Here is a 24,523-nt window from a genome sequence, read left to right on the forward strand (position 1 = left end):
GGTTCAACGTGTGAGCACCCGCTTCGGGTCTCACGCTCTTTCGAGCCGCTCATTCTACTTCCTTACCTGTACCTCCACGTCCGTACCCACCGCGACACGCAGCTCGCGGTGCTCCTCGGACGTGGCGAACAGCAGCAGCTCCTTCAACTTCACCTTCGGGGAGACGCGGAAGGACGAACCGGTCTCCTCCTGCACCATGCGCTTGACGGGCTCGCACTCGCCCGCGGCGAAGAGGCCCGCGCGTGCCGCCGTCAGCTCCACGCCCTCGAGGTACTGGCGGACATCCGCGGGCGTGGCCGTGGGCAGGTAGACGCGCGCCACCTTGGCCAGCGCCGCACGGGCCTGATCACTGACGCTCTTCTCCAGCACCCGGCGCTCGGCGTCCACCAGCCGCGGATCCACCGTGAAGCGCAGGTTGGGCACCACCAGGCTGAGCGCGGCCTGCACCACGGCCTCGAGCCGCTCCGGGGCCAGGCGCTGGCTGAAGGCCAGCTCCGGGCGCACCAGCGCGAACGTGCGGCCCAGCATGTAGTACGCCTCCTTCTGCCCCTGCTCGGCGAAGAAGCGCCCACCCGCACGCACGCAGACCGGATGCGTTTGCAGCACCTCCACGTTGAGGCGCGGATCCGGCGTCGACTCGTTGGAGCGCTTGGCCAGGTTGTCGCGGCGGACCACCAGGTGCGGCGAGTACAGCTCCACCGCGTCCATGCCGAAGAGGCGCGCCACGTAGCGGTAGTGCTGCACGTGGTACTCCTGGGCGCTCGGCAGGTCGATGCGGTGCTTCTTCGGGACGATCTGGTAGTTCTGGAAGGGCACCGCGTACAGGTGACCCACCTGCTCGAAGAGCAGCCCCATCAGCTCGGTGAAGGGCCCGCGCAGCTTCGGGTGCAGCAGGTGCGTCTGCCACATCCGGTCCGGCAGCGACCGCTGGGCCACTTCCTTGCGCTTCGCGTAGGGCCCCAGCTTGGTGAGGATCTCCTTCTCGTCGTCCCCCGCCTCGCCGAGCAGCCCCGACACGGCCTGCGCGGCCATCCACGCGCCATCGTAGTCCTTGCGCATCGCGGACAGGCGCACCAACTGCGAGACGACCTTGCGCGGATCGCCCGTGTTCGGCAGGGCGCGGCGGAGCGCGGCGAGGGCCTCGTCCTCCTTGCCCGGAGAGGCCGCGGCCAGCTCGGCGTAGGTCTCCTGCACCTGCGCGTCGTCCGGTAGGCCCTTGGCGACGACGCCGTAGGCCGCCAAAGCGCCTTCCTGGCTCTTGAGCACCTGGCGGTAGAGGTCACCCAGCGCGCGCCACAGGGCCATGCGCGCCCCGTGCGTGTCGGGCGTCTTCGGCATGCGCCCGATCATCTTCGCGTAGTTCTCCTCCAGCGCCTTCCACTGGCCCGCGCCACCGAGCATCGCCTCGAGCGCACTGAAGGCCTCGACGAAGCGGTGGTCCAGATCCAGCGCCGTGTTGAAGGCCACGGCCGCGCCGTCCACATCGCGCAGCTCGTCCCGGCGCAGCTCGCCGAGCGCGAACCACACCCGCTTCGCCTTGTTCGGCTCCGAGGTCAGCGCGGGCAGCCGGAGCATGCGATCCAGCATGTCCGCGGCCTTCTGGCCCTGGCGCGTCTCACGCAGCAGCACGTAGAGCGCGTCCAGCACCTCGAGCGACTCCGGCAGCAGCTTGAGCGCGCCGGTATAAGCGTCGATCGCCTGGTACGGATCCTTCAGCTTCTCGCGAGCGAGCTGGCCCAGCTCCAGGAAGATGTGCGCCTTGGCCTCGCCCTCCAGCACATTGGCGAGCTGCTGGCGGAGCTCGCCGGCCCGCTCCCACCTGGCTGACTGGTCCATCAGCGCCACCAGGGCCCTCAGGGACGCCTCGTGACTCGGGTCGACGGCCAGCGCCTTCTCGAAGTGGTTCTGCGCCCGGTCCAGCTGGTTCAGCTTCGCGTGGATGTCGCCGAGCTGCCAGTAGACCTCCACCACCTCCATGTCCGTGAGCTCTTCACGGTGGTGGATGAGAATCGTCTGGAAGATGCGCAGCGCGTCCTCGTAACGCTTCGCGTGCTGCACGAGCAGGTGGCCGTAGCCCTCGAGCACCGGCAGGTACGTGGCATCGAGATCGTAGGCCTTCTTGTACGAGTCGAGTGCCTTGTCGCGCTTGCCCAGCTTGTCCGCCACGTAGCCCAGCCGGTACAGCTGCCGGCAGAGGTCCGCGGCCACCGCCGAGTCCTTCTCCGCGATGGCCTTCTCCGCCATCTTGCGCACGACGATGTCGAGCATGCGCTCGGCGGACACCCAGTCCTCACGGGCACTGTAGACGTCCGAGAGCGGACGCGCCGCCTCCAGGCTGTCCGGGGCGTACTTGAGGGTCTCCTCGTACCAGGCCGTGGCTGTCTCGGAATCGCCCTTGGTCTCGGCGTTGTAGCGCGCCACCTCGAGCAGCGCGCGCGCCTTGGCCTCGGGACTCTCGGTCTGCTGCGCCTCCTGGAGCAGCGTCTGCTCGTAGCCGTCCCAGTCCTTCTCCTGCTCTTGAATCCCCTTGAGGGCGCGGATGCTGGGCAGGTGGCCCGGGTCGATGACGAGGGCCTGCTGGTAGGCGGACCGGGCGCTGCCCATGTCCATCAGCATGTCCTCGTTCATCTTGCCCATGCGGTAGTACAGCTCCACCGCGTCGGGAGCATGGCCCGCGATCTGGGCCTCCTGCTGCAACATCTCCAGGGCGTAGGGCCAGTTGCCGCTGCGCTCGTACAGCTTGCCGAGCGCGTGCAGCGCGGGCCGGCTCGCCGGATCCACCGCCTGCGCCTGGTGGTACGTGGTCACCGCCCGGTCCACCTGCTTGAGTTGCTGGTGGTAGACGTTGCCGATCTCCACGTACAGGTCCGCCTGCTCCTGCGGCGACGTGGCCAGCTGCAGCTGCCGCTCGTAGGCTACGATCAGATCCTCCCAACGGCCCTGCGTGCGCCGCAGGCGGATGAGCGCCTTGATGGCCTGCAGGTTCTGCGGATCGATGGCGAGCACACCCTCGATGAAGGCGTCCGCGTTGGCCGGGTTCTGGTACTTGTCCTCCCAGATGCTCGCGCAGCGGAACATCACCCGCACCCGCTCGCGGTAGTCGGAGACGACCTCGAGCATGCGCTCGTAGATGGCGAGCAGGTCCGCCGGCTGGTCCAGCTTCGTGTGCAGCCGCTCCAGCGACTCCAGCGATGGGAGGTTGTACGGCTCGAACTCGAGCGCCTGACGGAACGCGGCCACCGCGGCCTCGTCGTCGCCGATGTCGCGCTCGTAGACGTTCGCCACCTCCACCTGGATGCGGGCCCGCTCCTCCACCGTGGACGCCAGGTCACGCGTCCGCAGCAGCGTGGAGGCCACGTCCTTCCAGGCCTTCTGGCGGCGGTAGAGCTCGGTGAGCACGCCCAGCGTCTCGGCGTCCGGCTCCAGGTCCAACGCCCGCAGCAGCGCGCTCGCGGCCTCGTCCGGGTCACCCTGCTCGTCCCAGACGCGGGAGATCTCCCGGAGGATGCCCTTGCGCGCCTCGATGGAGCCGGCGGCCTCGAGCTTCTGCTCCAGGGCCACCACGTACTCGCGCTCGCGGCCGCGGCGCTGGAACATCCCCGCCAGCCCGTCGAGCGCCGTGCCGTTCGTCGGGTCGAACTCGAGGATCTTCCGCAGCGCCCCTTCCGCCGCCTGCGCGTCGTCCAGCTTCAGGTCGTGGACGCGCGCCAGCGTGGCGTACATGCGCTCGGCGAGAGGACCGCGCGGCAGTGCGTCCGCCACCTCCTCGTAGACGGCGGCGAGCTCCTCGTGAGAGCCCGTCTCATCGGCGAGCCGCTCGACTTCCTCGCGCAGGTGGTCATCGGATGCGTCGAGCTGCAGCGCGCGGCAGAGCGCCAGGAAGGCCACGTCCTTCTGGCCGAGCCGCTCCTCCTGCACCCGCGCCAGCTCCTTGAGCGTGGCCAGCTTCTCCTCGTCGGTAACGAGGTGCGGCAGGTAGCGATCCACCACCTGCGCGTAGGCCCGCCAGTCGTTATGGCCGCGGTACAGCTCGCAGGCGCGCTCGTAAGCCGTGTGGTTGGCCGGATCGAGCTCCAGCACCTTCTCCAGCGCACCGGCGGCCAGCTCGGGCTTGCCACCCTCGCCGGTCCACAGGTCCGCCACCGCGAACCACGTGGCCACCGCCTGGTCCCGCTCCTCGGCCTGCTGGTGCACGTGCACCTTCAGCTCGAGCGCGCGCACCGCGTCGTTGTAGGCCCGCAGCGAGACGAAGAGCGCGTAGACGCGATCCAGGTCCGCCACCGTGTGGGGCTCCACCTCCAGCGCACGGCGGGCCGCGTCCAGCGCCTCCTCGCGCCGGCCCATGCCCGCGAGCACCTCGGCCAGCCGCAGGCGCAGCGCCTTCACGCCCTCGGCCGCCTCCTGCAGCGGAACGAGCCGCCGCAGGATGCCCACCAGCTCCTCCGCCGGGCCCGTCTCCTCGTACAGCTCGCGCAGCGTGTCCAGCACGCCCCGGTGACGCGCGTCGCGCTCCAGCGCGGCCTTGAGGTAGCTCACCGCCGCCGCGGGCTGCTTCAGCAGCCGGTACAGCACCCGGCCCAGCCGCTCGTTGAGCCGCACCACCTCGCGTGGATCCAACGTCTGCGCCAGCCGGTCCGCCAGCAACGTGCGCAGCTCCTCGTGCCGGCCCGCCCGCTCATAGAGGCCCTCCAACGCCGTGAAGGCCTGCTCGTTGCGCGCGTTCTTCGCCAGCAACTCGCGGTACAGCTCGATGGAGCGGTCCAGGTCGTCCAGGCCCTCGGCGGACACCTGCGCCATACGCGTGAGGACGCGCTCGCGCTCGGGACCGGTGACGCGCTCGGACTGCAGCTCGAGGATGTTGTACAGCTTGTCGTGCGCGCCGGCCGAGTCGTAGATGCCCTCCAGCAACCGCGCCGAGGCGAGGTGGCCGGGCTCCAGCGCCAGCACCTGCTCGAACGCGGAGGCCGCGCGGTCCATGCCGTCCAGCTTCTCCTGGACGAGCTGCCCCAGGCGGAAGAGGAAGCCCACCTTGTCGGCCGTCTCCTCCGCCGACGAGGCGAGCGCCTCGAGCACGTTGGCCAGCTCCGGCCACGCCTCCAGCGAGACGTACAGCCTGTCGAGCGCGACCAGCGACTTCTGCTGCTCGGACGGGTTCAGCGTGCGCGCGCGCTCGAAGTAGACGACGGCGCGCTCGGGCTCCTGCAGCCGCGACTCGAAGAGCTGGCCCAGCTTGAGGCACATCTCCGCCGCGTCACGGGCCTCGGCCACGCGCGGCAGGGCCTCCTCGTAGGCGACCACCAGCTCGTCGTACGAGCCCGCGGAGTCCGTGGCGTTCTCCAACCGCCGGCGCAGCTCGCCGTCGTTCGGGTCCTCCTTGAAGGCGCGGAAGAGCGCCAGGAACGTGAGCTCCGGCTCGCCCTGGGCCTCGCGCAGCGTGGCCAGCTCGCCCAGCAGCGTCTTGCGCTCGCGCGCGTCCGGGGACACGCCCACGCGCGTCTCGATGGCCGCCGCGAGCCGCGCCACGTCTCCGCTCGCGCGGAAGGCGTTGAGCAACGTCTCCACCGCGAGCAGGTTCTGCGGCTCGCGGCCCACCAGCGCCTCCAGCCGGCCCACCGCTCCGGCATGGTTGGTCTGCAGCGAGAGCACGTCGCCGTAGAGCGCCAGCGCGCCCGCCTTGTCCAGCAGCTTCGTCTCGCGCACCACCGCGAGGCGGAACTTCTGCTCCAGCCCCTCCTCGGGCGTGACGAGCGCGATGCGGCGGGCCAGCACGTCCGCCAGCTCCGGCCAGCGCTCCAGCTTCTGGCACAGGCCGTCCATGCGCGTGAGCGCGGAGGTGTCGTCCGGCTTCACGTCCAGCAGGCGCCGCAGGGTGGCCAGTGCGCCCAGCCCGTCCTGCAACTTCTCCTCCTGGAGCACGGCGATCTGCAGCAGCACCGAGGCCCGGCGCGCCGGCTCCTCCGCGCTCGCGAGCTGGCGGCGCAGCACCTCCAGCAGCTCCTGCGGCGTTCCCGTGTCGGCCACCAGCCGCACCACGCTGTCGAGCGCGTCCGTGTCCGTGGGCCGCAGCGTCAGCACCTTGCGCCACGAGGCCAGCGCCTCGTCGTCCTCGCCCAGGCGCGCCTGCAGCCGGGCCAGCGCCCGGTACAGCTCGGCGCGCGAGGCATCTCCCGCCCTCGGAGCGATCTCCGAGAGGACGGCCGCGAACTCCTCGAGGGCTCCCGCCTTCTCCACCAGCGAGAGGCACAGCTCGAGCGTGCGCGCGTCGTCCGGCAGGTCGCGCAGCGCGCGCATGGCGGACAGGAAGGCCATCTCCACGTTGTCCAGCGAGCCCGCGTACGTCTCCGCGATGCGGCGCAGCAGCGCGGCGCGCTCCTGGGGCACCGGCTCGGCGGAGACGCGCGACTCCAGCATCTGCACCTGCTTGAGGTGGTCACCCACCGCCGTGAACACCGGCTCGAGCGCCAGCGCGGCCTGCCCACGCAGCGGGCTATCCGAGCGCGCCATCTCCTCCAGCGCCCCCACCGCACCGGCGTGTCCGGCCCGGCGGCGCAGCACCTCCTGGTACAGCTCCAGCGACCCGCGCGGATCATCCAGGCGGCTGAACTTCAGGCGGCCCAGGCGCACGCGCAGCTCACTGCCCTCCTCCAGCGCATTGCGCGAGTCGGCGAGCTGAATCTCCCGCTGGATGTGCTGCGCCAGCTCCGGCCAGCGCTCCATCTGCGTCAGCACGCGGCCCAGCAGCTTGAGCGCGTTGGCGTCCTCGGGCCGGCGCTCGAGAATGTCGCGGTACGTCTGCGCCGCGAGCGCCTTGTCGGACAACGTCTCCTCGGCGAGGTGGGCCAGCTCGAAGAGCACGTTCACCTGCGCGGGCACGGACTCCTCGGCGCTCACCTGCCGGCGCATCACGAGTCCCAGCTCGCGGTGCGCACCGGTACGGCGGTGCACGCGGGCGATGGACTCCAGCACCTGCTTGTTGCGCGGGTCGCGCCGGCTGACCTCCTCCAGCGCGCGCACGGCGAGGTCGTAGCGCTTGAGGCGCCCGTCGTAGATGCCCGCGAGCCGCCGCCACAGGTCGCCCGCCAGGGGCTCGGTGGCGCCGCGCTCGAGCTGATCCTCGTACGCCGCCGCCACTTCCTCGAAGGAGCCCGAGTCAGCCGCGAGCCGCTCCACGTCATCGCGCACACCGTCGTCCTGCGGGGCCTCGTTGAAGGCGCGCAGACGCGCGGCGAAGGCGAGCGACGTCTGGCCGAGCGCCTCGCGCAGGGTGGCGATCTCCTGGATGCGCTCCAGCCGCTGCGCGGGCTGCGTGCCCGGCAGGAGGATCTCCAGCACCTCCACCAGCTTCCGGGTGTCGTTGAGGCCGCGGTAGACGGGCTCCAGCAGCCGCGCCGCCTCCGCCCGCTGCGCCTCGAGCTGGAGCATGCGCTCCAGGCCCGCGACGGCCTGCGGATCCGCCGGGGCCAGCGCCATCAGGTCGCGATACGCGCTCAGCGCCTCGGCGTGGCTGCCCTCCTTCTCCAGCAGCTGCGCCCGGCGCAGGATGAAGCCGCGGCGGGACTCGTTGTCCGTGGCCAGCTCGGCGAGCTGATCCAACACGTCCGCCTGCTCCACGAAGCGCCGCGTCTTGGCGAACAGCTTGTCCAGCGCGAGCAGGCCGTCGGCCGCCTTGCGGATGGCCAGCGCTGAGCGCCAGGTCTCGATGGCCTTCGCGTCATCACCCGCGGCGGCATGGGCCTCGCCGGCCTTCACCAGCAGGGCGCGCCGGCCCTCGGGGTCCTTGGCCAGCGCCGACTGGGCGGCATAGACCTCGGAGAGGCTCTTGGCGTTCTGCCCCCGCTCGTACAGGCGCGAGAGGGCCTCGAGCGCCTGACGATCCTGCGGCGCGTCCTCGAGGATCTTCTTCCAGACGCTGGCGGCCTCCTCCGTCTGCCCGAGCTGCTCGCGCAGCTCCGCGCAACGGCGCAGCAGCCCGAGGCCGGACGGATCGCCCGAGGGCAGATCCGAGGCGGCCTCCTCGTACAGCTCGGCCAGCATCTCGTGCGAGCCCGTCTCGCGCGCGAGCCGCTCCAGCTCCGTCTGCAGGCCCTCGCGATCCACGCCCTGCGAGAAGGCCTTCACCGCCGCCATGAAGGCGAGCGACGGCTGGTGCATGTCCTGCTCGTAGATGCGGCGGATGTCCGTGGCGAGCTGCGACTTCTCCACGCTGAGCGCCGACTCCATGCGCGTCTCGCGCAACGCCACGCGCCGGGCATGGTCTCCCAGCCGGGCGAGCACCGGATCCAACACGTCCAGCGCGCCCGCGCTCATCGGCACGGCCGCCTTCACCCACTCCTCGAGTGCCGCACGGGAACCGGGATGGCCGGGGTCCTCGGCGAGGATGCCCTGGTAGAGCTGGAGCGCGGCGTTGGCGTCATCCAGCTGCGTACGCAACAGCTCGGCGAGGCGGAAGGAGACCTCGCGGCCCTGCGGGCTCTGTCCCTCCTGGGTCCTTCGCAGACCGAGCGCCCACGCCAGATCCTTCGGGCGGTCGAGCTCGGCGTAGAGCCGGTCCAGGGCGACGGCGGCCTCGCGCTGGAGCGGATCCCGCTCGGCGATGGCACGCCACGCGTTGGCGGCGCTCTCGTTGTCGGCCAGCTTCGACTCGTGCAGCAGGGCGGCCTCGCGCAGGTACGCGAGCTGCTCGGCCAATTCAGGCGCGGCGGCGGCGAGCTTCTCCAGCACCTCGGCGAGCGCGGCCCACTCCTCGCCCGCGCGGTGCAGGCGCTGCAGGGCGCGCAGGCAGTCGAGGTTGCCCGGCTCCAGCGCCAGCAGGGACCGGAGCGACGTCACCGCGGCGTTGCGATCGTCGAGCTTCTTCTCCTGGACCTCGGCGAGCTCGCGCAGCAGCCCCGCCCGGGCGGGACCGACGCTCCCCTCCTCCGTCATCTCGATGAGGATTTCGGCGTAGGCGTCCAGCGAGTCCGCGTCCTCGGCGGCCTGGCGCGCGGCGGCACGCAGGGGCATGTCCCCCGGAGCCAGGCGCAGGGCGCGGGCGAGCGAGGCGAAGGCCAGCTCGGGCTGCCGCAGGTGCGACAGGTGCACCTGCGCGGCCTGACGGAGCGCCAGCACCCGGGCGGCGTCGTCACGCGCCACCTCGGCGAGCACGTCCAGCGCGGCCACCAGCTTGCGGTGATCCTTGGTGGACTCGTAGGCGGGAATGAGCGCCCGGGCGGCCTCCTCGCGCGCGGTGCCGGAGGAGAGCATGCCCTCGAGCGCGGCACGGGCGTCCGCGTCGGAGGGACGCTGGCGGAGGATGTCCGCGAAGCTGCGCACCACGTCGGTACGGTCCCCGGACGAGTCCTGCAGCACCTGCGAGCGCTTGAGCGTCAGGCGCGCCACACGGTCCAGGTCACCCGCGTCCTCCGCGAGCGCGATCTGCCGCGCGAGCACCTCGCCCAGCTCCGTCTTGCGGCCGGCCTTCTCGTACAGCTCGGCCAGGCGAGGCAGGTGACGCACCTCGTCCGCGCCCGCCTGGATGGCGGCCTGCAGCGCCTCGGCGGCCTGCAGCGGCCGGCCCAGCCCGGCGTTGAGCTCCACGAGCTGCATCTGCAGCTCGACCTTCTCCGCCTTCGGGGCCGTCAGGAGGCGCTTGCGCAACAGCGCGTCCGCGTCCGCCGCGCGCCCCGCCTTGCTGTACAGCTGGATGAGCTGGCCGAGCACCTCGGGCGACTCGGGCACCCGCTGCAGCGCTGTCTCCAGCGAGGCGATGGCCTCGGGGAGCGCCCCGGACTCCTCGGCCAGCTCCGCCGCGTCGGAGAGCAGCTGCACCGCGAGCTGCGGCGCCTCCGCCTCGGTGGCCAGCGCCCGAAGCACGCGCACCAGCTCGGCGTGGGCCGACAGGTCGTGCGCCAGACGCGCCGCCTCGGCCCGGTTGGCCTCGTCCGAGGGAGCCTCGCGCAGGGCCTTCACGCGCAGGTCGAAAGCGGCCCGGCCGTCGGCCAGCTGCTTCTCGTGGAGGTCGGCGATCTGCCCGTACAGGCGCTGACGCACCGCCGCGTCCTTCGTGCCCTCGAGCTGCTGCAGCATCGCGGACACCTGGCGCTGGTGGTCGCCGCTGCGGCCGTAGTGGCCGGCGAGCGCCTCGGCGATCTCCACCGTGCGCACACCGGCCGCCGCGAGCCGCTCGAGCCCGCCCAGCACCACGCCGGTGGCCACGTTCTCCGCGAGCAGCTGGAGGAAGAGGCCCACCGCCTCCTGCGGACGGTTGAGGCGCTCGGCGTACAGACGGGCCTGGCGCGCCGCCCAGTCGCTGCGCTCCACCTGCGTCTCGGCCAGCTTCGCCAGCTTCCCGGCCAGCGACGCGGCCTCCTCGAACTTCGACAGCGCCACGCACAGCGCCTGCAGGCGCCGCACGGGAGAGGGCTCCTCGGGGGCGAGCTTCACCAGCTCGCGCACCATGGGCTCCAGCTCGGCCGGGGCGGTCCCCGCCGCCTCGCGCCGGGTGATCTCCCCTTCCAGGCGCGTCTTCGGATCATCCGCGAGCCCGGCGGCCGAGCGCAGCGACTTCACCGCCTCCTGGGCAGCGCTGTCGCCCGGAGCGCGCGCGAGCACTTCCTTCCACGCCGCCTCGGCGCCCGCGGGATCCGACAGCGTCCCCTGGAGCAGCTGGGCGAGGTGACGCCAGAGCGGGAGGGCCGCCTCGGGAGGCGCGACCAGGGCCGCGCGACGCAGCGCCACGGCGAGCTCGGGCTGCGCCTGGGCCTTGTTCGCGTGCTCCACCACCGTGTCCAGCAGCATGGGCCGGCCGGGCTCCAGCGCCAGGGCGCGAGCGAGCACCTCGAAGGCGCCCTTCGCGTTGTCCGCCTCCTCGTAGAGAAGCGCGAGTCCCTCGCAGAAGGCCACGCGCTCGGAGCGCGGGCGCGGGGCGAGCAGCGCCAGGTCCAGCAACGGCTCCAGCGCCTCGAAGTCCTCCTCCTCCGCCAGGAGGCGGGCGAGCTGGAAGGCCGCGAGCGCGTTGGCCGGGTCCAGCTTGAGCGTGGCCTCGAGGTGCACCAGCGCCGCGTCTCCGTCCTTCTGCTGCAGGCAGAGGTCCACCATCCGCAGCCGCAGGGCCACCTGCGTCACGCGGTCCTTCACCGTGCCGAGGTAGCGCTCCAGCATGGCGAGCGCATCGGCCGTGCGGCCCTGCTCCAGCAGCAGCTCGGCGCCGAGGCTCGCCACCTCCGCGCGCGACGGATCCACACTGGCGGCCTTCTCGAAGGCGGCGAGCGCCCCGGCCGCGTCGTTGAGCCGGGTGAGGCGCAGCGTGCCCAGCCGCAGCCACACGTCCACCTGGGTATTGCGCTCGCGCGCCTCGCCCGCCAGCACCTCGTACCAGGCCTGCGCCGGCGCGAAGTCACCATTGCGCTCGGCGACGCGCTCGATGAGGGCGAGGGCCTCGGGCATGCCGGGCCACAGCAGGAAGCAGCGCTCCAGCGCCTCCTTCACCTTGTCCGTGGCGGCCGGCTCGTACCAGGCGTGCAGCTTGGCCACCAGCAGGGACAGCCGCGCCGCGCTCTTGCGATCGCGCTCCTCCAGGGACATGCCGCGCAGCATGCGCGCGCGCTCACGCCACGACTGCTCGAAGCGCTGCAGCGTCTGCGTGGCCTTCTCCACGCGGGCATTCTGCGGCTCCAGCTCGCGCACTACGTCCAGCGCCTGCTGGGCGAGCACGTGCTCGGTCGGGTCTTCCACCAGCCGCTCGGCGAAGGCGGCGTACTCCTCCACCATGCCCTCGCCCCCGAGCGTGGCGCGCTCGCGCTCCAGCGACTCGAAGACGGGCTGGAAGCGCTCCTCGGACAGCAGCAGCTGGCGCGCGCGCTTGAAGGTGGTGCGGTCCGGCTTCACGCGCGTGGCCCGCTGCAGGCACAGCACCGCGCGATCGCGCCGGAACAGCTTCTGCTCGTAGAGGCTCGCCGCCTTCAGGTAGCACGTGGCGGCCTCCTCGCCCTGGCTCAGCGAGCCGAGCCGCTCCAGCACGTCCACCAGCGCGGCCATGTCCTGGCGCGCCTCGTAGACGGTCCGCAGTCCACGCAGCACGGGACGCGGGTCCTCGGCGATCAGCAGCGCGCGCCGCAGGAGCTCCTCGGAACGAGCCGGATTGCGCAACCGCTCGTAGGCGAGCTGGCCGGCGCGGACCAACACCCGCACCGCCTCGGCGGTGGGCGTCTCACGCGCGCGTCCCTCGTAGAGACGGATGAGGTCCTCGACGCGGCCTGCCTTCTCGAGTGCGGCCTCGACCTCGGCGAAAGGCCGGTCGGAGACGACACGCTCGGCGGGTCGACGGAGGTTCGGCTGATCCATGTAGGGCGGGCCTCGCGAAAAGAAAGGGGCGGGAGCGGCACTCTATCGCCCGCTCACCGCCCCCAGCAATCCCGCAAATCCCGCCAACTGTCGAGATTTATTGGCTTTCTTGCTCGTTTGCAGCGGGAGCGGACGAGCTCTCCTCGGAGCCCTTCGCGCCCTCGGCCCCAGTCTCTTCAGCCTCTTCCGCGGCCGCGGCGGCATCCGCGGGCCTCTTGGGCGGAGGGGTGGCAGGCAGGGACTGGGCACGCTGCACGCCCGCGTTGTCGCCAAGCTTCGTATACAGGTCAATCGCCCTGTCACGCAGCTGAAGCTCCTCGGCGAGGGCCGCGGCCTTCGGCAGGTGGCCGATCTGCTCGTAGAGGCCCATGGCCTTCTCCTTGCGGCCGATCTCCTCGTAGAGCGCCGCCGCGGTGGCGGACTCCCCGAGCAGCTCCAGCCACCGGGCGCGGCCAGCGGGCTTGCTCTCCGCCTCGGCGCGGGCGAGCTCCTTCTGCGCGAGCGTCTTGGCCTCCTCCTCCAGCTTCAGCCGCTGGAGGAAGTGGAAGGCCTTGGGCGGCGGCAGGGTGCCGAGCACGTCCACCGCCTCCTGGCGGCGGCCGGCGTTCACCAGCAGGGTGGCCGCGCCGAGCCGGTCACCGCGCTCCACCAGGGCCTTCACCTCCAGGTCCCGGATGCGGTTGGCCGCGGCGAAGTCGCGGGTGCGCTCGTACGCCTTGCGCGCCAGTGCCAGCTTCCCGGCGCGCTCGTAGGCGAGGGCCGCCTGATCGAACTGACGGGCGCGCTCGTACAGCCGGGCGACGTTCTCGAAGTCCCCCTTGCCGATGTAGTGCTCCATCAACAGCTCGTAGGCGCCGGCCTTCTCGAGCACCTGGCCGAGCTGCTCGGCGGGCACCGTCGCCATGAGGCGGCGGGCGGTGTCGTTCTCCTTGCCGGCCAGCGCCACACGCAGCGCGCTGCGGATGTCTCCACCGGCCTCGAAGAGCCGGGCGGCATCGGCGAAGGAGTTGTTGCGCTCGTGCATGCGCGCCGCGTCCCGCGTGCGGCCCATGCCCTCGAGCTGCGTCACCTGCTCCTTCCAGTCGCCCGTCAGCTCGGGCAGCGGCTGCCGGCGCTCGCGGTCACCCCGCTCACCCTGGCGCTCGCCCTCGGGGCGCTCCCGGCGCTCGCCACGCTCCCGGCGCTCGCCACGCTCACCCTCGCGGCCCTCACGACGCTCGCCGCGCTCACCACGGCCCTCGCGACGCTCACCGCGCTCGCCCTCACGACGCTCCGGACGGGCGGCGGCGGGCTCCTCGCGCTCGGGCTGCGGCTCGCGCCCGCTCAGCGCGAAGGCGGCCGAGGCACGCTCCGGGTCCCCGGCGGCGCGCCAGGCGCGGCCCACCAGGTACATGACGTCCACGTAGGCGTTGAACTTCTCCTTCACCGGATCGCCCGCCGGAGCCGCCGGAGTGGCAGCGCCCTCGGCGGGAGCGGCGGAACCCTCCGCGCCCTCGGCGGGAGCGGCGGTGGAAGCCTCGCCCGCCTCCGGGGCCGGCTGCTCCGCGGGCGGCGTGGCCGGGGCCTCGTCCGTGGCGGCCGGAGCGGCGCCCGCCTCGCCCGTGCCCTCGGGCATGGGGGGCTTCGTCTGGCGCTGCACGCGCAGCAGCGTGGTGATGAGCCGGCCACGCACGTTGAGATCCAGCTCCTCGAGCGACTTCACCCGCATGGAGCGCAGCGAGCGGACGATCGTCTCGAGCGGCGACTTCTGGGCGGCGAAGTCGGACTTACCCAGCGCCTTCTCCAGGGTGCTCAGCTCGGCGATGACGCGCTGGCCCGGACCAACAGGGCCCGCGTCGCGATCGCGGCCCCGGCCCCCACGTCCACCAGGGCCATCACCGCGGCCACGACCGCCGTCGCGACCACCAAAACCACCCGGACCGTCACGGCGCGGACCCTGACCAGGCGCACCGCCCTCCCGGCCCCGACCACCACCGCGCGGCCCACCACCGCTTCCATTCTCCTGAGGCACGTGTTTCTCCTGCTAGAACGCGTAGCGAAGGTTCGGCGTCACCGCGAACCCGAATGACTGTGACTGGATGTAGAAGCTCCCCGTCACCTCGACACCCACCGAGAAGTGTCGAAGGCGCGTGTAGTACTCCACTCCCGGTCCGGCGAACACCAGAATGTCGGAGTCCGGGAGGAGCTGCTTCGGTCTGAACACGGCGTAGCCGGCACCGCCGCGGACGTAGATCCACGTGCGCTGGACGTCCTGGGCATCCGCGAGGCCCACCAGGTGGAAGCGCGCCACGGCGCCGGGCACCAGGGTGGAGAAGTCACCGGAGGCAGCGCCCCCCGAGTTCCCCACGTACTCCGAGCCCGCGCGGTTGGAGGCGCCCATCACGAAGACGCCCAGCGACAGGCGCTCGCCGATGTCCACGCCCAGCTCCACCTCGACCGCCAACCCGGGCGAGAAGGGCCGCGGGCCCGAGGAGGCCGGTGGGTTGACGATGAATGAGGGGCCACCGAGCACGGAGAAGTAGATGCCGCGCTCGATCTCCTCGAAGGTCTCTGCGGGCCTGTCCCCGGCGGCCTGCGCATTCGCGAGCGCGGGGAGGGCCAGGGCGGCGCAAACGACGAAGGGACGGAAGGCTTTCATGCGGGGGCGGACGTTAGCCCAGGCGGGCGGAGACACCAGCGCCAAAAAAGCAAGATGGGCGGCCCCGCCACGGCGGAACCGCCCACCTGAAGCTTTTCACTCAGCGGGAGCGACTACTCGCCGGCCGCCTTGAAGATGAACGGATAGGTGACGACCACCGAGCCACCGCCCTTGGGCTTGGGGAACGCCCAGGTGCGGACGCGGCCGGCCACGCACTGCTCGAGCTCGGGGTTGCCCGCGGTGGACTGGGCCACGCTGGAGGTCACCACGTTGCCCTCGGAGGCGATGGTGAAGCGGATGGACACCTTGCCGCCCAGCTTCGGGAAGCGGTTGAGCAGGCTCTCGTAGCAGAAGCGGATCTGGTTCTTGTTGCGCTGGATGACCTGGCGGATGAGCTCCTTGTCGAGCGAGCCGGTCACCGTGGCGTCCTCGGCCGCGATGCCCACGTCCACGCTCTGCTTACCGCTCAGGCCACCCACGCCCGAGCCGTAACCACCCATGCCACCGCCACGGCCCTTGGTGCCGACGGCGCCGATGCCGATCGTCTCACCCCCGCCGCCGCCACCGCCGCCACCGCCGCGCAGACCCAGGCCGCCGAAGCCACCCGCGGCGCCGCCCTTGGCGCCGAACATGTTGCCCATGGCGCTCTTCAGGTCACCCCCGAGGCCGCCACCGCCGAAGAGGCTCGCGGCGCCGCCCTTCCCGCCGAAGATCTTCGCGGCCATGTTCTTGGCCACTTCCTTCTTGTCGGTCTTGCCGGCCGACGTGGAGTGAGCGGGCTGCTTGGGGGCTTCCTTCTGCCCCATCTTGCCCTCTTCCTTCTTCGCCTTGGCGGCCTTCTCGGCCTGCTTCTCCGCCTTCTGCTGGTTGAGCTTCTCGAGGAACTTGTTCTTCTGGTTCTCGGGCGGCTTGACGATCAACTTGGCGATGCGCGAGTCGCTGCCGGCCAGCTCGTCCGCGTACCCCTCACCCGCCGCGGCGCTGTTGGCCGCGCTGATGACGAACAGCGACGCGAGGAAGAACATCACCAGGAAGATGTTGATGACGGAGAAGTCCACCGACTCGCCCAGCGGCGCGATGGCGCGCTTGGGCACGGACTCGAAGAGGGCCTCCAGCGTCACGCCGCCCAGGTCCACCGTGAGGAGATCATCCTCCTTGAGGGTGAGCGTATAGGCGTCGCCCTCGTGGTTGGCCTTGCCGGACTCGATGATGGCCTTGAGGTCCGAGCTGTCGCCCTTGCGGGTGAGCTCGCCCTTCATCTTGCCGGTGAAGCGCACGGTGAAGGACTGGCCGTCCGTGCGCACCACCTCGAAGCTCTCGGTGCCCAGCTTCGAGTCACCCATGATGAAGTCGACGCCCTTGGCGCTGCCGACCTTGAAGGCGCGAGCCTTGCCCGGCGCGAGGAAGAACTCGCCCACGCGCTGGTCGCCCCACATGAAGTGCAGGCCCAGGCCACGCGGACCGCTGCCCTTGCGCGCCACGCGGCGCACGCGCGGAGCGGCCTCGGCGGCGGGAGCCTCCACCACGGGAGCGGCCACCGGCTGGGCGGCGGCCCTCTGCACCGGAGCGGCCACCGGCTGCTGCACCACCGCCACGGGAGCGGGGGTGGCGGCCGGAGCCGACGCCGTCTGGGCCAGGCCCGCGACCAGCGTGGTCTCCACGGGAGCCACGGGCACCGGCGTCGGCGCCGCGCTCGCGGCGGCCGAGGCGAGATTCACCGCGGCCACGGCGGCCGGGTTGTCCAGGCGGATGGTGGTGCCACCCACCTTGATCTCGTCGCCGAAGGCCAGCTGGCCCTTGTTGACCCGCTTGCCGTTGACGTAGGTGCCCTCGACGCTGCCCATGTCGATGATGGACAGGCTGCCGTCGGCGGCCACCTCGATGACGGAGTGGATGCGGCTGACCTTCTCGTCATCCAGGCACAGGTGCGCCGAGGCGAGACGGCCAATCTTGATGATGTCGCGCTCGAAGTCCTTGGCGGTGACGAGCGTCTCACCCTTGAAGACCTTGAGTGTCAGAGGGACGGGCATGGAAATTCCCCAGTTGGGTTGCGGCGATCTCTAGGACAACGCGGGCGTCGGTGGGTTCCCAAGCAATTTCAAAGCTCGCCCACCGACTGCATGACCTTGTCCTCGAAGTCCTCGCGGATGCGGATGAGGTTGGAGTGCTGGACCTTCTTGCGCGCCTCGACGTACTCGCCGTCGGGCTTGGTGAGGTCGCCCTCGATGGTGTCGTCCTCGAAGTCGATCGTCTGCGGGCCAGCCTTCCCGCCCTTCCCACCACCCCCGCCAGCCTCCTTGCGCACCGGCGGCGGGCTGTCGTCATCCTGCGCGAACGCAGGGGCCGCGACCATGACCACGCACAACATCAGGAGCTTCCGCATGACTGCCTCCGAGCGGCTCCCCCCACGGGGGTTCCGCATCACGTCCGCCGGAGCCGGATTCCGGCCCCAGCGGACGAAGGTTCGCATCAATCCCGCCACCCTCGCCACTGCCTCCAACTAGAAGATGTCGTCCGACGGCTCGTTGGCGTCCGTCTTGGCTGGATTCTTCTGCTGGGGCGCCTTGGCCGGCGGCTTCGACTGAGCGTCGGCGGGCGGCGGGGTGTTGGCGGCAGGCGGGGTGCCTCCCGCGGGCTCGGTCGGCGCCGGGGCGTTGGTGCCCGAGGCGGGGGCGACGGTGCCGCCCTGCCTGGCCTCCTCGGCCTTGAGCTGCTCCTGCTGCTGCTTCTGGAGCTCCTCGAGCTTCTTGGCCTGCTCCTCCTGGGCCGCGGCCTCCTTCTGGGCCTGGACGATGGACTCCGCCTCGCGCAGCAGCCCGAAGATGGGGTGCTCGGCGTTGAGGGCCACCTCGCCACCGGAGAGGGCGATGTACTTGCGGTACAGCTCGACGGCCCGCTCCGGAGCGCCCTTGTTGCGGTGCAGCAGCACGCCGCGGTTGAAGTAGATGGCGGCCAGCTTCGGATCCAGCTTCTCCGCCTCGTCGTACTCCTGCATGGCCTTGTCGAACTGGCCCTGGCCCTTGTAGGCGATGCCCAGGTCCAGGTGCGCGGCGGCGTTCTTGCTGTCGGACTGCAGCACGCGGCGCAGGTGCTCCTCGGCGGAGGGGTAGTTCTCCACGTCGAGCGCCAGCTGGGCCAGCATCACGTGAGAGGGCACGTAGTCGGCACGGGCCTCGATGGCGCGCTTGAACTCGGAGCGCGCATCTTCCTTCTTCTCCTCCTGCAAGAGGATGAGGCCGATGGTGTGGTGCAGCTCGGGATCGTTCTGGTCGATCTTCAGCGCGCGCAGGGCCACCAGCTTGGCCATGGCCAGCTGCTTGCGCTCCAGGTAGCTGCGCATCATCACCTTGTAGGCGGTGACGGACTGGGGCTCGCGCATGAGGGCGGCGCGCGAGAACTCCATGGCCTTCTCGTGGTCTCCCGTCTGCCGGTAGATCTCCGCCAGGCGGGCGCGGCTGCTGGCGTCGTCCGGGAAGACCTTGAGGATGCTCTGGTAGAGCGACACGGCGCCGGCGATGTCGCCCGAGTTCTGGGCGATCACCGCCAGGTTCTCCGTGGCCTGGCGCAGGGTGGGCTTCTTCTTGAGGGCGGCCTGGTAGAAGCCGATAGCCTCCTGCTGCTTGCCCTGACGCTCGGCGATGACACCGAGGTTGTACTCGGCCTCGGCGACGTCCTGGTCCGCGTCCAGCGCGGCCTTGAACTTGCGCTCGAGCGACGGGTAGTCGTAGGCGCCCGCCTTCTTCTGGGCCTCGAAGGCGCTGATGGCGTCCTCGAAGAGCAGCTTGGCGCGGTTGGAGATGGGCGGCGGCTCATTGGCCTTGGTGCCCGTGCCCGTCTTGCCACCGGTGGTGGTGGTTCCGGTGCCGGTACCGGCGGCCTTGGTGCCCGCGCAGCCCGCGGCGAACATCGCCGCGAGCGCGGCCAGGAGGAGTGAGCGCATGATGGGAGTGCGATTCATTAGAGGAAGTCCTCCGGTTCCTGCTCATTTGTCCCGGCCTTCTTGGGCGTACCCTCCTTGGTGGGAGCGGACGGGCCATCGACCTGGGTGGCCGTCTGCTGCTGCAGGCGCTTGGCGAGATCCGTCACGTCCTCGACCACTTCCTGGGTCTTGCCCTGGTCGGACGAGGCCGTCTCGACGACGGGCGGCGGCACGTCCTGGATGGCGGCGAGCACGTCCCCGCCAAGGGCCAGGTCCTTGCCCTTGGAGAGGGCCAGCTTCTCCTCGAACATCGTCGGGTACTGCTCCGGACGGTAGGTGTCGCGCAGCATCTTGAGGCTCTCGGCCGCGCAGTTGTTGAAGACGCTCAGCTCGCGGCTCTTGGCCACCGCGTTGGAGAAGGCCTCCGCGGCGCTGTCCTTGAGGGGCTGGGCCTGGTTGCTGAACTCGTCGCGCAGCGCGTTCTCCGTCTCCTCGTCGATGCCCGGGGGCATGGGCGCGTTGGAGATCTTGTCCGCGAAGTTGTCGTAGATCTGGCCGATCCGGTTGAGGGCGCAGATGGCCGGCTCGGCGGCGCCGATCTGCACCGTCTGGATGTACTTCTTCTCCACGACGGCGCGCGAGTCGTTCTTCTCCTTGATGGAGGCCTTGAGCTTGTCGGGGCTGGGCGGGCGGCCCCAGGAGAGCTTCAGGCGCGAGTAGAACTGGAAGTCCTGCTCCACGCCGCGGTACTGGGCGCGGCCCACGGCCTCGAGCGCCGGCTTCTCCAGCGACTGCTGGATACGGCGCGGCAGCTTCTCGTAGTAGTCGAGGATGCGGTTGTAGAGGCGCTCGGTGTCCTTGGGCTTGTGGACCTTGTTCTCGTAGATGTCGACGATGCGGCCCTCGGCCATGAGGAACTTGCTCGGGCTGCGCATGTACTGGCGCTCGTACTCCTCGAGCTGGGCGATGGCCTTGTAGAAGTTCCCCTGCTTCTCGTGCAGCGAGATGATGGAGAGCAGGATGTCCTCGGCGTCCTTCGCCTTGGGCCAGAGCACCAGGTAGCGCTCGCGCAGGGCCAGGGCCTGCTTGTACTGGGCGAGACCCTCGCGGTAGGTGGCCGCGTTGAAGAGCGCCACCTGGGCCTTGGACTCCTCCCACTTCTGCGGCTGGCCGGGCTTGTCGGAGACCACCGGAGCGGCGGCCGCCTTGCCCTTGGCGCCCTTGCCCTTCTTGGCGGCGGGGCGCGCTTGCACACGGGCCGCGGCCTTGCCGGTGAGGCTGGCCTCGTAGCCGCTCACGTACTGCTCGTACACGTCCGCGGACTCCTGGAAGTCACCGATGGCCTCCAGCGCCTCCGCGTTGTTGTAGATGCACTCGGGCACGAAGCGCGAGGACGGGTACTGCTCGATGATGCGCTGGCGGACCTGGATGGCCTTATCCAGCATCTTCGCCTTGTAGTAGTCCACCGAGGCGTTGAAGAGCGCCACGTCGGCGATCTCCGTCTGGGGGAAGTCCGCCACGAAGGACAGGTAGGCCTCGGCCGCCTTGCTGAACTGGTTCTTCGCCTCGAGCTGGCTCACCAGCTTGAACGCGGACTGCTCGATGACCTTGGACAGGTCGTCGCGGAACTTGCCGGTGGCGAGCTTCTCGTTGTTGTAGAAGCGCCGCGCCCACTCGTTCACCTTCTGCCAGTCCTCGAGCAGGTTGTACGAGTCGAGGATGAGGTTGGCGGCGATCTCACCCGCGCGCTCGCCGGTCTCGAACTTGTAGTCCGGGTGGCCCAGGGCGATCTCGCTGAAGCGCAGCACGGCCTCGTCGAAGTGGTTGTGGCGGTAGTAGATGTTGGCCGCCTTGAAGGCGATCTCCACCTGCTTGTCGCCCTTGGGCACGTACTTGAGGTAGCGCTCGCAGGCCTCCAGCAGGTCCTTCTTGCCCTGGGGGATGGCGGCCTTCTTGCGGATGTCCTTGGTGTCGACGTCCTTGAAGAGCCCCTTGGCCTCGGCGTCCTTCACCATCTCGTCATAGGCGAGGATGGAGTTGTAGGCGGCGTTGTTGAGCCACTTGCCCGGCTTGCCCGGCTTGGGGTTGCCCTTGTCGTCCTTGGCCTCGAGCTGCTTCACGTCCTGCAGCACCACCAGCGTGTAGTTGGCGGCGGCCTTGTCGTACTTCTGCAGGTTGTCGTTGAGCAGCTCCGCCCAGAAGAAGCGAAGATCGTACGCCTTGTTGCTGTCCGGGAAGAGCGTGAGGTAGTCCGAGTAGATCATGTCGGCGTAGCCGAACGTGGCCTCCTCGCGCGTCTTCTTCGCCTCGTTGTGCCAGGTGACGGCCAGGTTGGACAGCGTGCGCTCGGCGAGGTCCTTCGCGTCCGCGAGCGCCCTCTTGTCCTTGTCCTCCTTGATGACGCCGGAGGACTCGACCTCCTTCATGATCTTCACGAGCCGGCGCACCTGCGTGACGGTGCGCTCCTTGTTGCCCATGCGCAGGACGATGTCGACGATGCGGCCCTGGAAGCCCGGAGCCTCGGGCGACAGGGGCTTCTCCTTGATGAGGGAGTTGTAGGTGATGGCCGCCTCGCGGTCCTTGCCATCGCCGTAGTACATGTTCGCCAGCGTCCGCATCATCGCGAAGCGATCATCCGGATTGGTGGCGACCTTGGAGAAGTCCTCGCGGGCGAGCATCACGTCGCCCTCGCGCGCGTAGGCGCGGACGTAGTCGGTACGGGCCTCGCGCACCAGCGAGCTGCCCTTCTTGCCCTTCCCGCCGTCCTTCTCCACCGCCTGGGCGCCCGCCAGCTCGCCGTAGAGGACCACCGACTTCCACTTGTCCTTGGCGTTCGCGTAGTCGGCGAGGTTGAAGTAGCACCAGCCCTGCTTGTACAGGGCGAAGGCGTACACCTGGCTCTCGGGGTACTCGGCGGCCTTCTTGTAGGCGGCGAGCGCCCGCTCCAGGTCCGCGTGCTTACCCTTCGAGTTGTTGAAGTAGTACTCGCCGAAGGCCAGCCACGCGTCCGGCATGTACCTGGACTTGGGGTGCTTCTCCACCAGGCGCTTGAAGACCACCAGCGCCTTGCGGTCCTGGCCCTCCTCCATCAGGTTGGTGCCGAGGAAGAAGAGCACCTCGTCCGAGCGCTCGAAGTCCGGGTACTCCTGGACGATCTTCGTGTACTGGTCCAGCGCGAGCCGGCTGTACTGCTTCTGGCGCGTGAGGAGCTCGGCCTTGGAGGCCTTCGCGCGGCTCTGGCCCGCGGAGTCCCCGCGGTTCATCGCCTCGAGGAGCTCGTCGTCCTTGCGGTTCGCCTCGAAGAAGTAGAACTTGGACTCCTCCCAGTACAGCTCGCCCAGGCGGAAGAGCAGCGAGGGCTGCTCCTTGGGATCGGCCGACAGGGAGATGATCTTCTTGAGCGACTCGATCTGCTCGCGGCGCTTGGTGGCGACCTGCCCCTCCACACCGAGGCGGAACTGGTCGTATTGGAGCGCGGGCGCGTTGTCCTGCTTCTCCTTCTTACGGCTGATGTCGCCAGCGAGCGACTTGTCCACCACGGCAGTGGAGGCCTTCTTGCCGAGGTTGGCGTCGCGCGGCGCTTTCTTGTCCTGCGCATGAGTGGCCGAAGCCAGGAGCAGGAGGCTGAGGAGGAGCGTACGGCGCATGGGTTTCCTCTGCTGGGGTCTGCCGGCCGGACTCCTTGCCTGCTCGGCAAGTGTCCGGGACTCTTCGGGAATTTCCATCTGGAAGGCGCGCACTATGCGTGGTGCGTCAGAGCCGGTCAACAGGCCCTTGGGGGCATGGCGGCTCGCTAGGAACCTGCCGGAAAGTTTCCAGGACGGCTGTGCGAAAAGCGTCGGATGGGTTGCGCTGTCAGCCCCTGCTGGTAAGGGGGAACCTTGCGCCCGGCCCTCCGGCTGCCCACCAGGGAGATGTAGCACTTCATGAGCCTCCTGCCCGAGAGCGCCAGCTTCGAAGAGCTGGTGCAGGACTACTTCCTCGCGATGCGCGGCAGCGGATTGATGCTGTCCGCGCTGGACGCGGAGCTTTTGACGTCCTGGTCCGAGCAGGGAGTTCCCTTCGAGGTGGTGGCGCGCGGCATCGCCCGCTCGGCGGAGAAGGCCCTGTGGGACGCCCGGCCCGGAGAGCCCGTGCTGCGCAGCCTCCGGGCCTGCCGCCGGCAGGTGGAGGCGGAGATCAAGAAGTACCGCGAGCGCTCGGCGGGCAAGGGCAGCGAGGAAGGCCGGCGCACGGCCCGGACGCGCTCGTGGGAGGAGCTGCGCCACGCCCAGATCCAGGCCTCGCTGGAGCGGCTGGCCGAGCGTGAGCCGGCGCTGGCGCCTCGCATCCACCGGCTGATGGAGACGGTGCTGCAAGAGGTGCCCGGCGAGTTCGCGCGCATGGAGGCCCAGGAGAACCTGGTGGGGCTGGCGCTGCTGCGCGCCCTCCCCTTCCCCGAGCGGCGCGAGCTGTGGCGGACGGTACGGGGGGAGGACTCGGACCAGCAGTACATGTCCTTCCGCGCGCGGCGTCTGGCCCGGCGCTTCCGGCTGCTCGCGGCGGTGCGGCGGCGGCTGGGACTGATGGATTCCTAGAGGGTGGGCGGCTGAACGTGCGTGTAGCAGGCTGACGAGCGTCAGGGCGCTCTGCTATGGCCTGCCGACATGGTCACCAAGGCGATCGGCGAGGTGTGTGGCGAGTGCGGGGGGCGGACGTACGTCATCGAGCGGCGCGGAGACAGGGCGCACGCGCGCGTGTGCAAGTGCTCGGTCCAGTGCTCCATGTGTGAGGGGCGCGGGTTCTCGTACGAGGTGCGCGAGGAGACCTTCAGCGCCAAGGTCGGCCCCAAGCGCTACGAAGTCCTGGTGCCGTGCGTCTGCCAGCACCGGGCCAAGCGGCTCGAGCACTTCAACGAGGTGGGGCTGCCCGGGGTGATGGCGCACGCCACCTTCGAGGGCTACCGCGCCTTCAACGAGGCCCAGGACCGGGCGCGTAACCTGGCCATGCACTTCGCCCACCACTACGACAAGGTCGGGGTGAACAAGGGCTTCATCCTCAGCGGCCCGGTGGGCACGGGCAAGACGCACCTGCTGTCGGCCACGCTCAAGCACCTGGTGCTCGAGGTGGGGCTCGAGGCCCGGTACGTGGAGATCTCCCTGCTCTACGCCACCATCCGGCGCGGCTTCCAGGAGGGCAAGAGCGGCGGAGAAATCATCGGCCCGCTCTCGGACGTGCAGGTGCTGGCCATCGACGAGATGGGCAAGGGGCGCGGCAGCCAGTTCGAGATGGAGACGCTCGATGAGCTCATCGCCCGGCGCTACAACGCGGGGCGCACCACCCTCTTCGCGACGAACTATTCGTTGGATTGGGAGCGCAAGGGCGTCAGGGCCGCGGCTCCGAGCGGCTACCGCTCCACCGAGGACGCGAAGAACGCCGCGCGCGACGTGGAGCTGCTGCGCGAGCGCGTGGGCGAACGCATCTACAGCCGACTGTGCGAGATGTGCGGCTTCGTGGAGCTGCCCAAGGAGACGCCGGATCAGCGCCGCATGCGCCAGGAGCTCGACGTGCGGCCCGGCCCCAGCGGGACGCGCGGTCCGGGCCGCTGAAAAGCAATCCGGAAATTCCAGGAATCATTTAAAATCCCGAGCGCCCCCTCCCACCCC

Annotated in this window: 9 protein-coding genes; 2 read left to right on the forward strand and 7 right to left on the reverse strand. The window is 70.2% G+C overall.

Annotated elements, in window-relative coordinates:
• Positions 1-54 precede the first annotated feature (54 nt).
• The 7 genes from ACJ8AN_RS27920 to ACJ8AN_RS27950 form a co-directional block, all read right to left on the reverse strand.
• On the reverse strand, positions 55-12,321 hold the full coding sequence (locus tag ACJ8AN_RS27920) for a tetratricopeptide repeat protein (protein ID WP_407758540.1): 12,267 nt from the start codon (positions 12,319-12,321) through the stop codon (positions 55-57).
• A gap of 97 nt (positions 12,322-12,418) precedes the next feature.
• On the reverse strand, positions 12,419-14,332 hold the full coding sequence (locus ACJ8AN_RS27925; RefSeq protein WP_407758541.1) for a DEAD/DEAH box helicase: 1,914 nt from the start codon (positions 14,330-14,332) through the stop codon (positions 12,419-12,421).
• Positions 14,333-14,344: 12 nt separating this feature from the next.
• On the reverse strand, positions 14,345-14,959 hold the full coding sequence (cglE, locus tag ACJ8AN_RS27930) for an adventurous gliding motility protein CglE (protein WP_407758542.1): 615 nt from the start codon (positions 14,957-14,959) through the stop codon (positions 14,345-14,347).
• Positions 14,960-15,072: 113 nt separating this feature from the next.
• Complete coding sequence (gene gltG, locus ACJ8AN_RS27935) at positions 15,073-16,989, reverse strand: adventurous gliding motility protein GltG (RefSeq protein WP_407758543.1); 1,917 nt, start codon at positions 16,987-16,989, stop codon at positions 15,073-15,075.
• Positions 16,990-17,057: 68 nt separating this feature from the next.
• Positions 17,058-17,342, reverse strand: coding sequence for an adventurous gliding motility protein CglF (gene cglF / locus ACJ8AN_RS27940; protein WP_407758544.1), 285 nt, complete (start codon positions 17,340-17,342; stop codon positions 17,058-17,060).
• 117 nt (positions 17,343-17,459) lie between these two features.
• Positions 17,460-18,917 carry an adventurous gliding motility TPR repeat lipoprotein GltE gene (gltE, locus tag ACJ8AN_RS27945; RefSeq protein ID WP_407758545.1) on the reverse strand — a complete coding sequence of 486 codons (1,458 nt, stop codon included), beginning with the start codon at positions 18,915-18,917 and terminating at the stop codon, positions 17,460-17,462.
• A complete protein-coding gene (locus ACJ8AN_RS27950) occupies positions 18,917-22,525 on the reverse strand; it encodes a tetratricopeptide repeat protein (protein ID WP_407758546.1) in 3,609 nt (1,202 codons plus the stop codon). The genes gltE and ACJ8AN_RS27950 overlap by 1 nt, the downstream gene beginning before the upstream one ends.
• A 279-nt stretch (positions 22,526-22,804) precedes the next feature.
• On the opposite strand from ACJ8AN_RS27950, the gene ACJ8AN_RS27955 reads away from it, so the two are divergent.
• Both ACJ8AN_RS27955 and ACJ8AN_RS27960 read left to right on the forward strand, forming a co-directional pair.
• Positions 22,805-23,455, forward strand: coding sequence for a hypothetical protein (locus ACJ8AN_RS27955; RefSeq protein WP_407758547.1), 651 nt, complete (start codon positions 22,805-22,807; stop codon positions 23,453-23,455).
• Positions 23,456-23,524: 69 nt separating this feature from the next.
• On the forward strand, positions 23,525-24,466 hold the full coding sequence (locus tag ACJ8AN_RS27960) for an ATP-binding protein (protein WP_407758548.1): 942 nt from the start codon (positions 23,525-23,527) through the stop codon (positions 24,464-24,466).
• The last annotated feature ends 57 nt before the right edge of the window (positions 24,467-24,523 follow it).

The organism is Archangium sp. (assembly GCF_045802675.1).
Taxonomy (GTDB): Bacteria; Myxococcota; Myxococcia; order Myxococcales; family Myxococcaceae; genus Archangium.

Excerpts from the sequence above, each read along its gene's own strand:
- ACJ8AN_RS27920 (WP_407758540.1), bottom strand. The coding sequence starts at position 12,321 with ATGGATCAGCCGAACCTCCGTCGACCCGCCGAGCGTGTCGTCTCCGAC.
- cglE (WP_407758542.1), bottom strand. The coding sequence starts at position 14,959 with ATGAAAGCCTTCCGTCCCTTCGTCGTTTGCGCCGCCCTGGCCCTCCCC.
- gltG (WP_407758543.1), bottom strand. The coding sequence starts at position 16,989 with ATGCCCGTCCCTCTGACACTCAAGGTCTTCAAGGGTGAGACGCTCGTC.
- cglF (WP_407758544.1), bottom strand. The coding sequence starts at position 17,342 with ATGCGGAAGCTCCTGATGTTGTGCGTGGTCATGGTCGCGGCCCCTGCG.
- gltE (WP_407758545.1), bottom strand. The coding sequence starts at position 18,917 with ATGAATCGCACTCCCATCATGCGCTCACTCCTCCTGGCCGCGCTCGCG.
- ACJ8AN_RS27950 (WP_407758546.1), bottom strand. The coding sequence starts at position 22,525 with ATGCGCCGTACGCTCCTCCTCAGCCTCCTGCTCCTGGCTTCGGCCACT.
- ACJ8AN_RS27955 (WP_407758547.1), top strand. The coding sequence starts at position 22,805 with ATGAGCCTCCTGCCCGAGAGCGCCAGCTTCGAAGAGCTGGTGCAGGAC.
- ACJ8AN_RS27960 (WP_407758548.1), top strand. The coding sequence starts at position 23,525 with ATGGTCACCAAGGCGATCGGCGAGGTGTGTGGCGAGTGCGGGGGGCGG.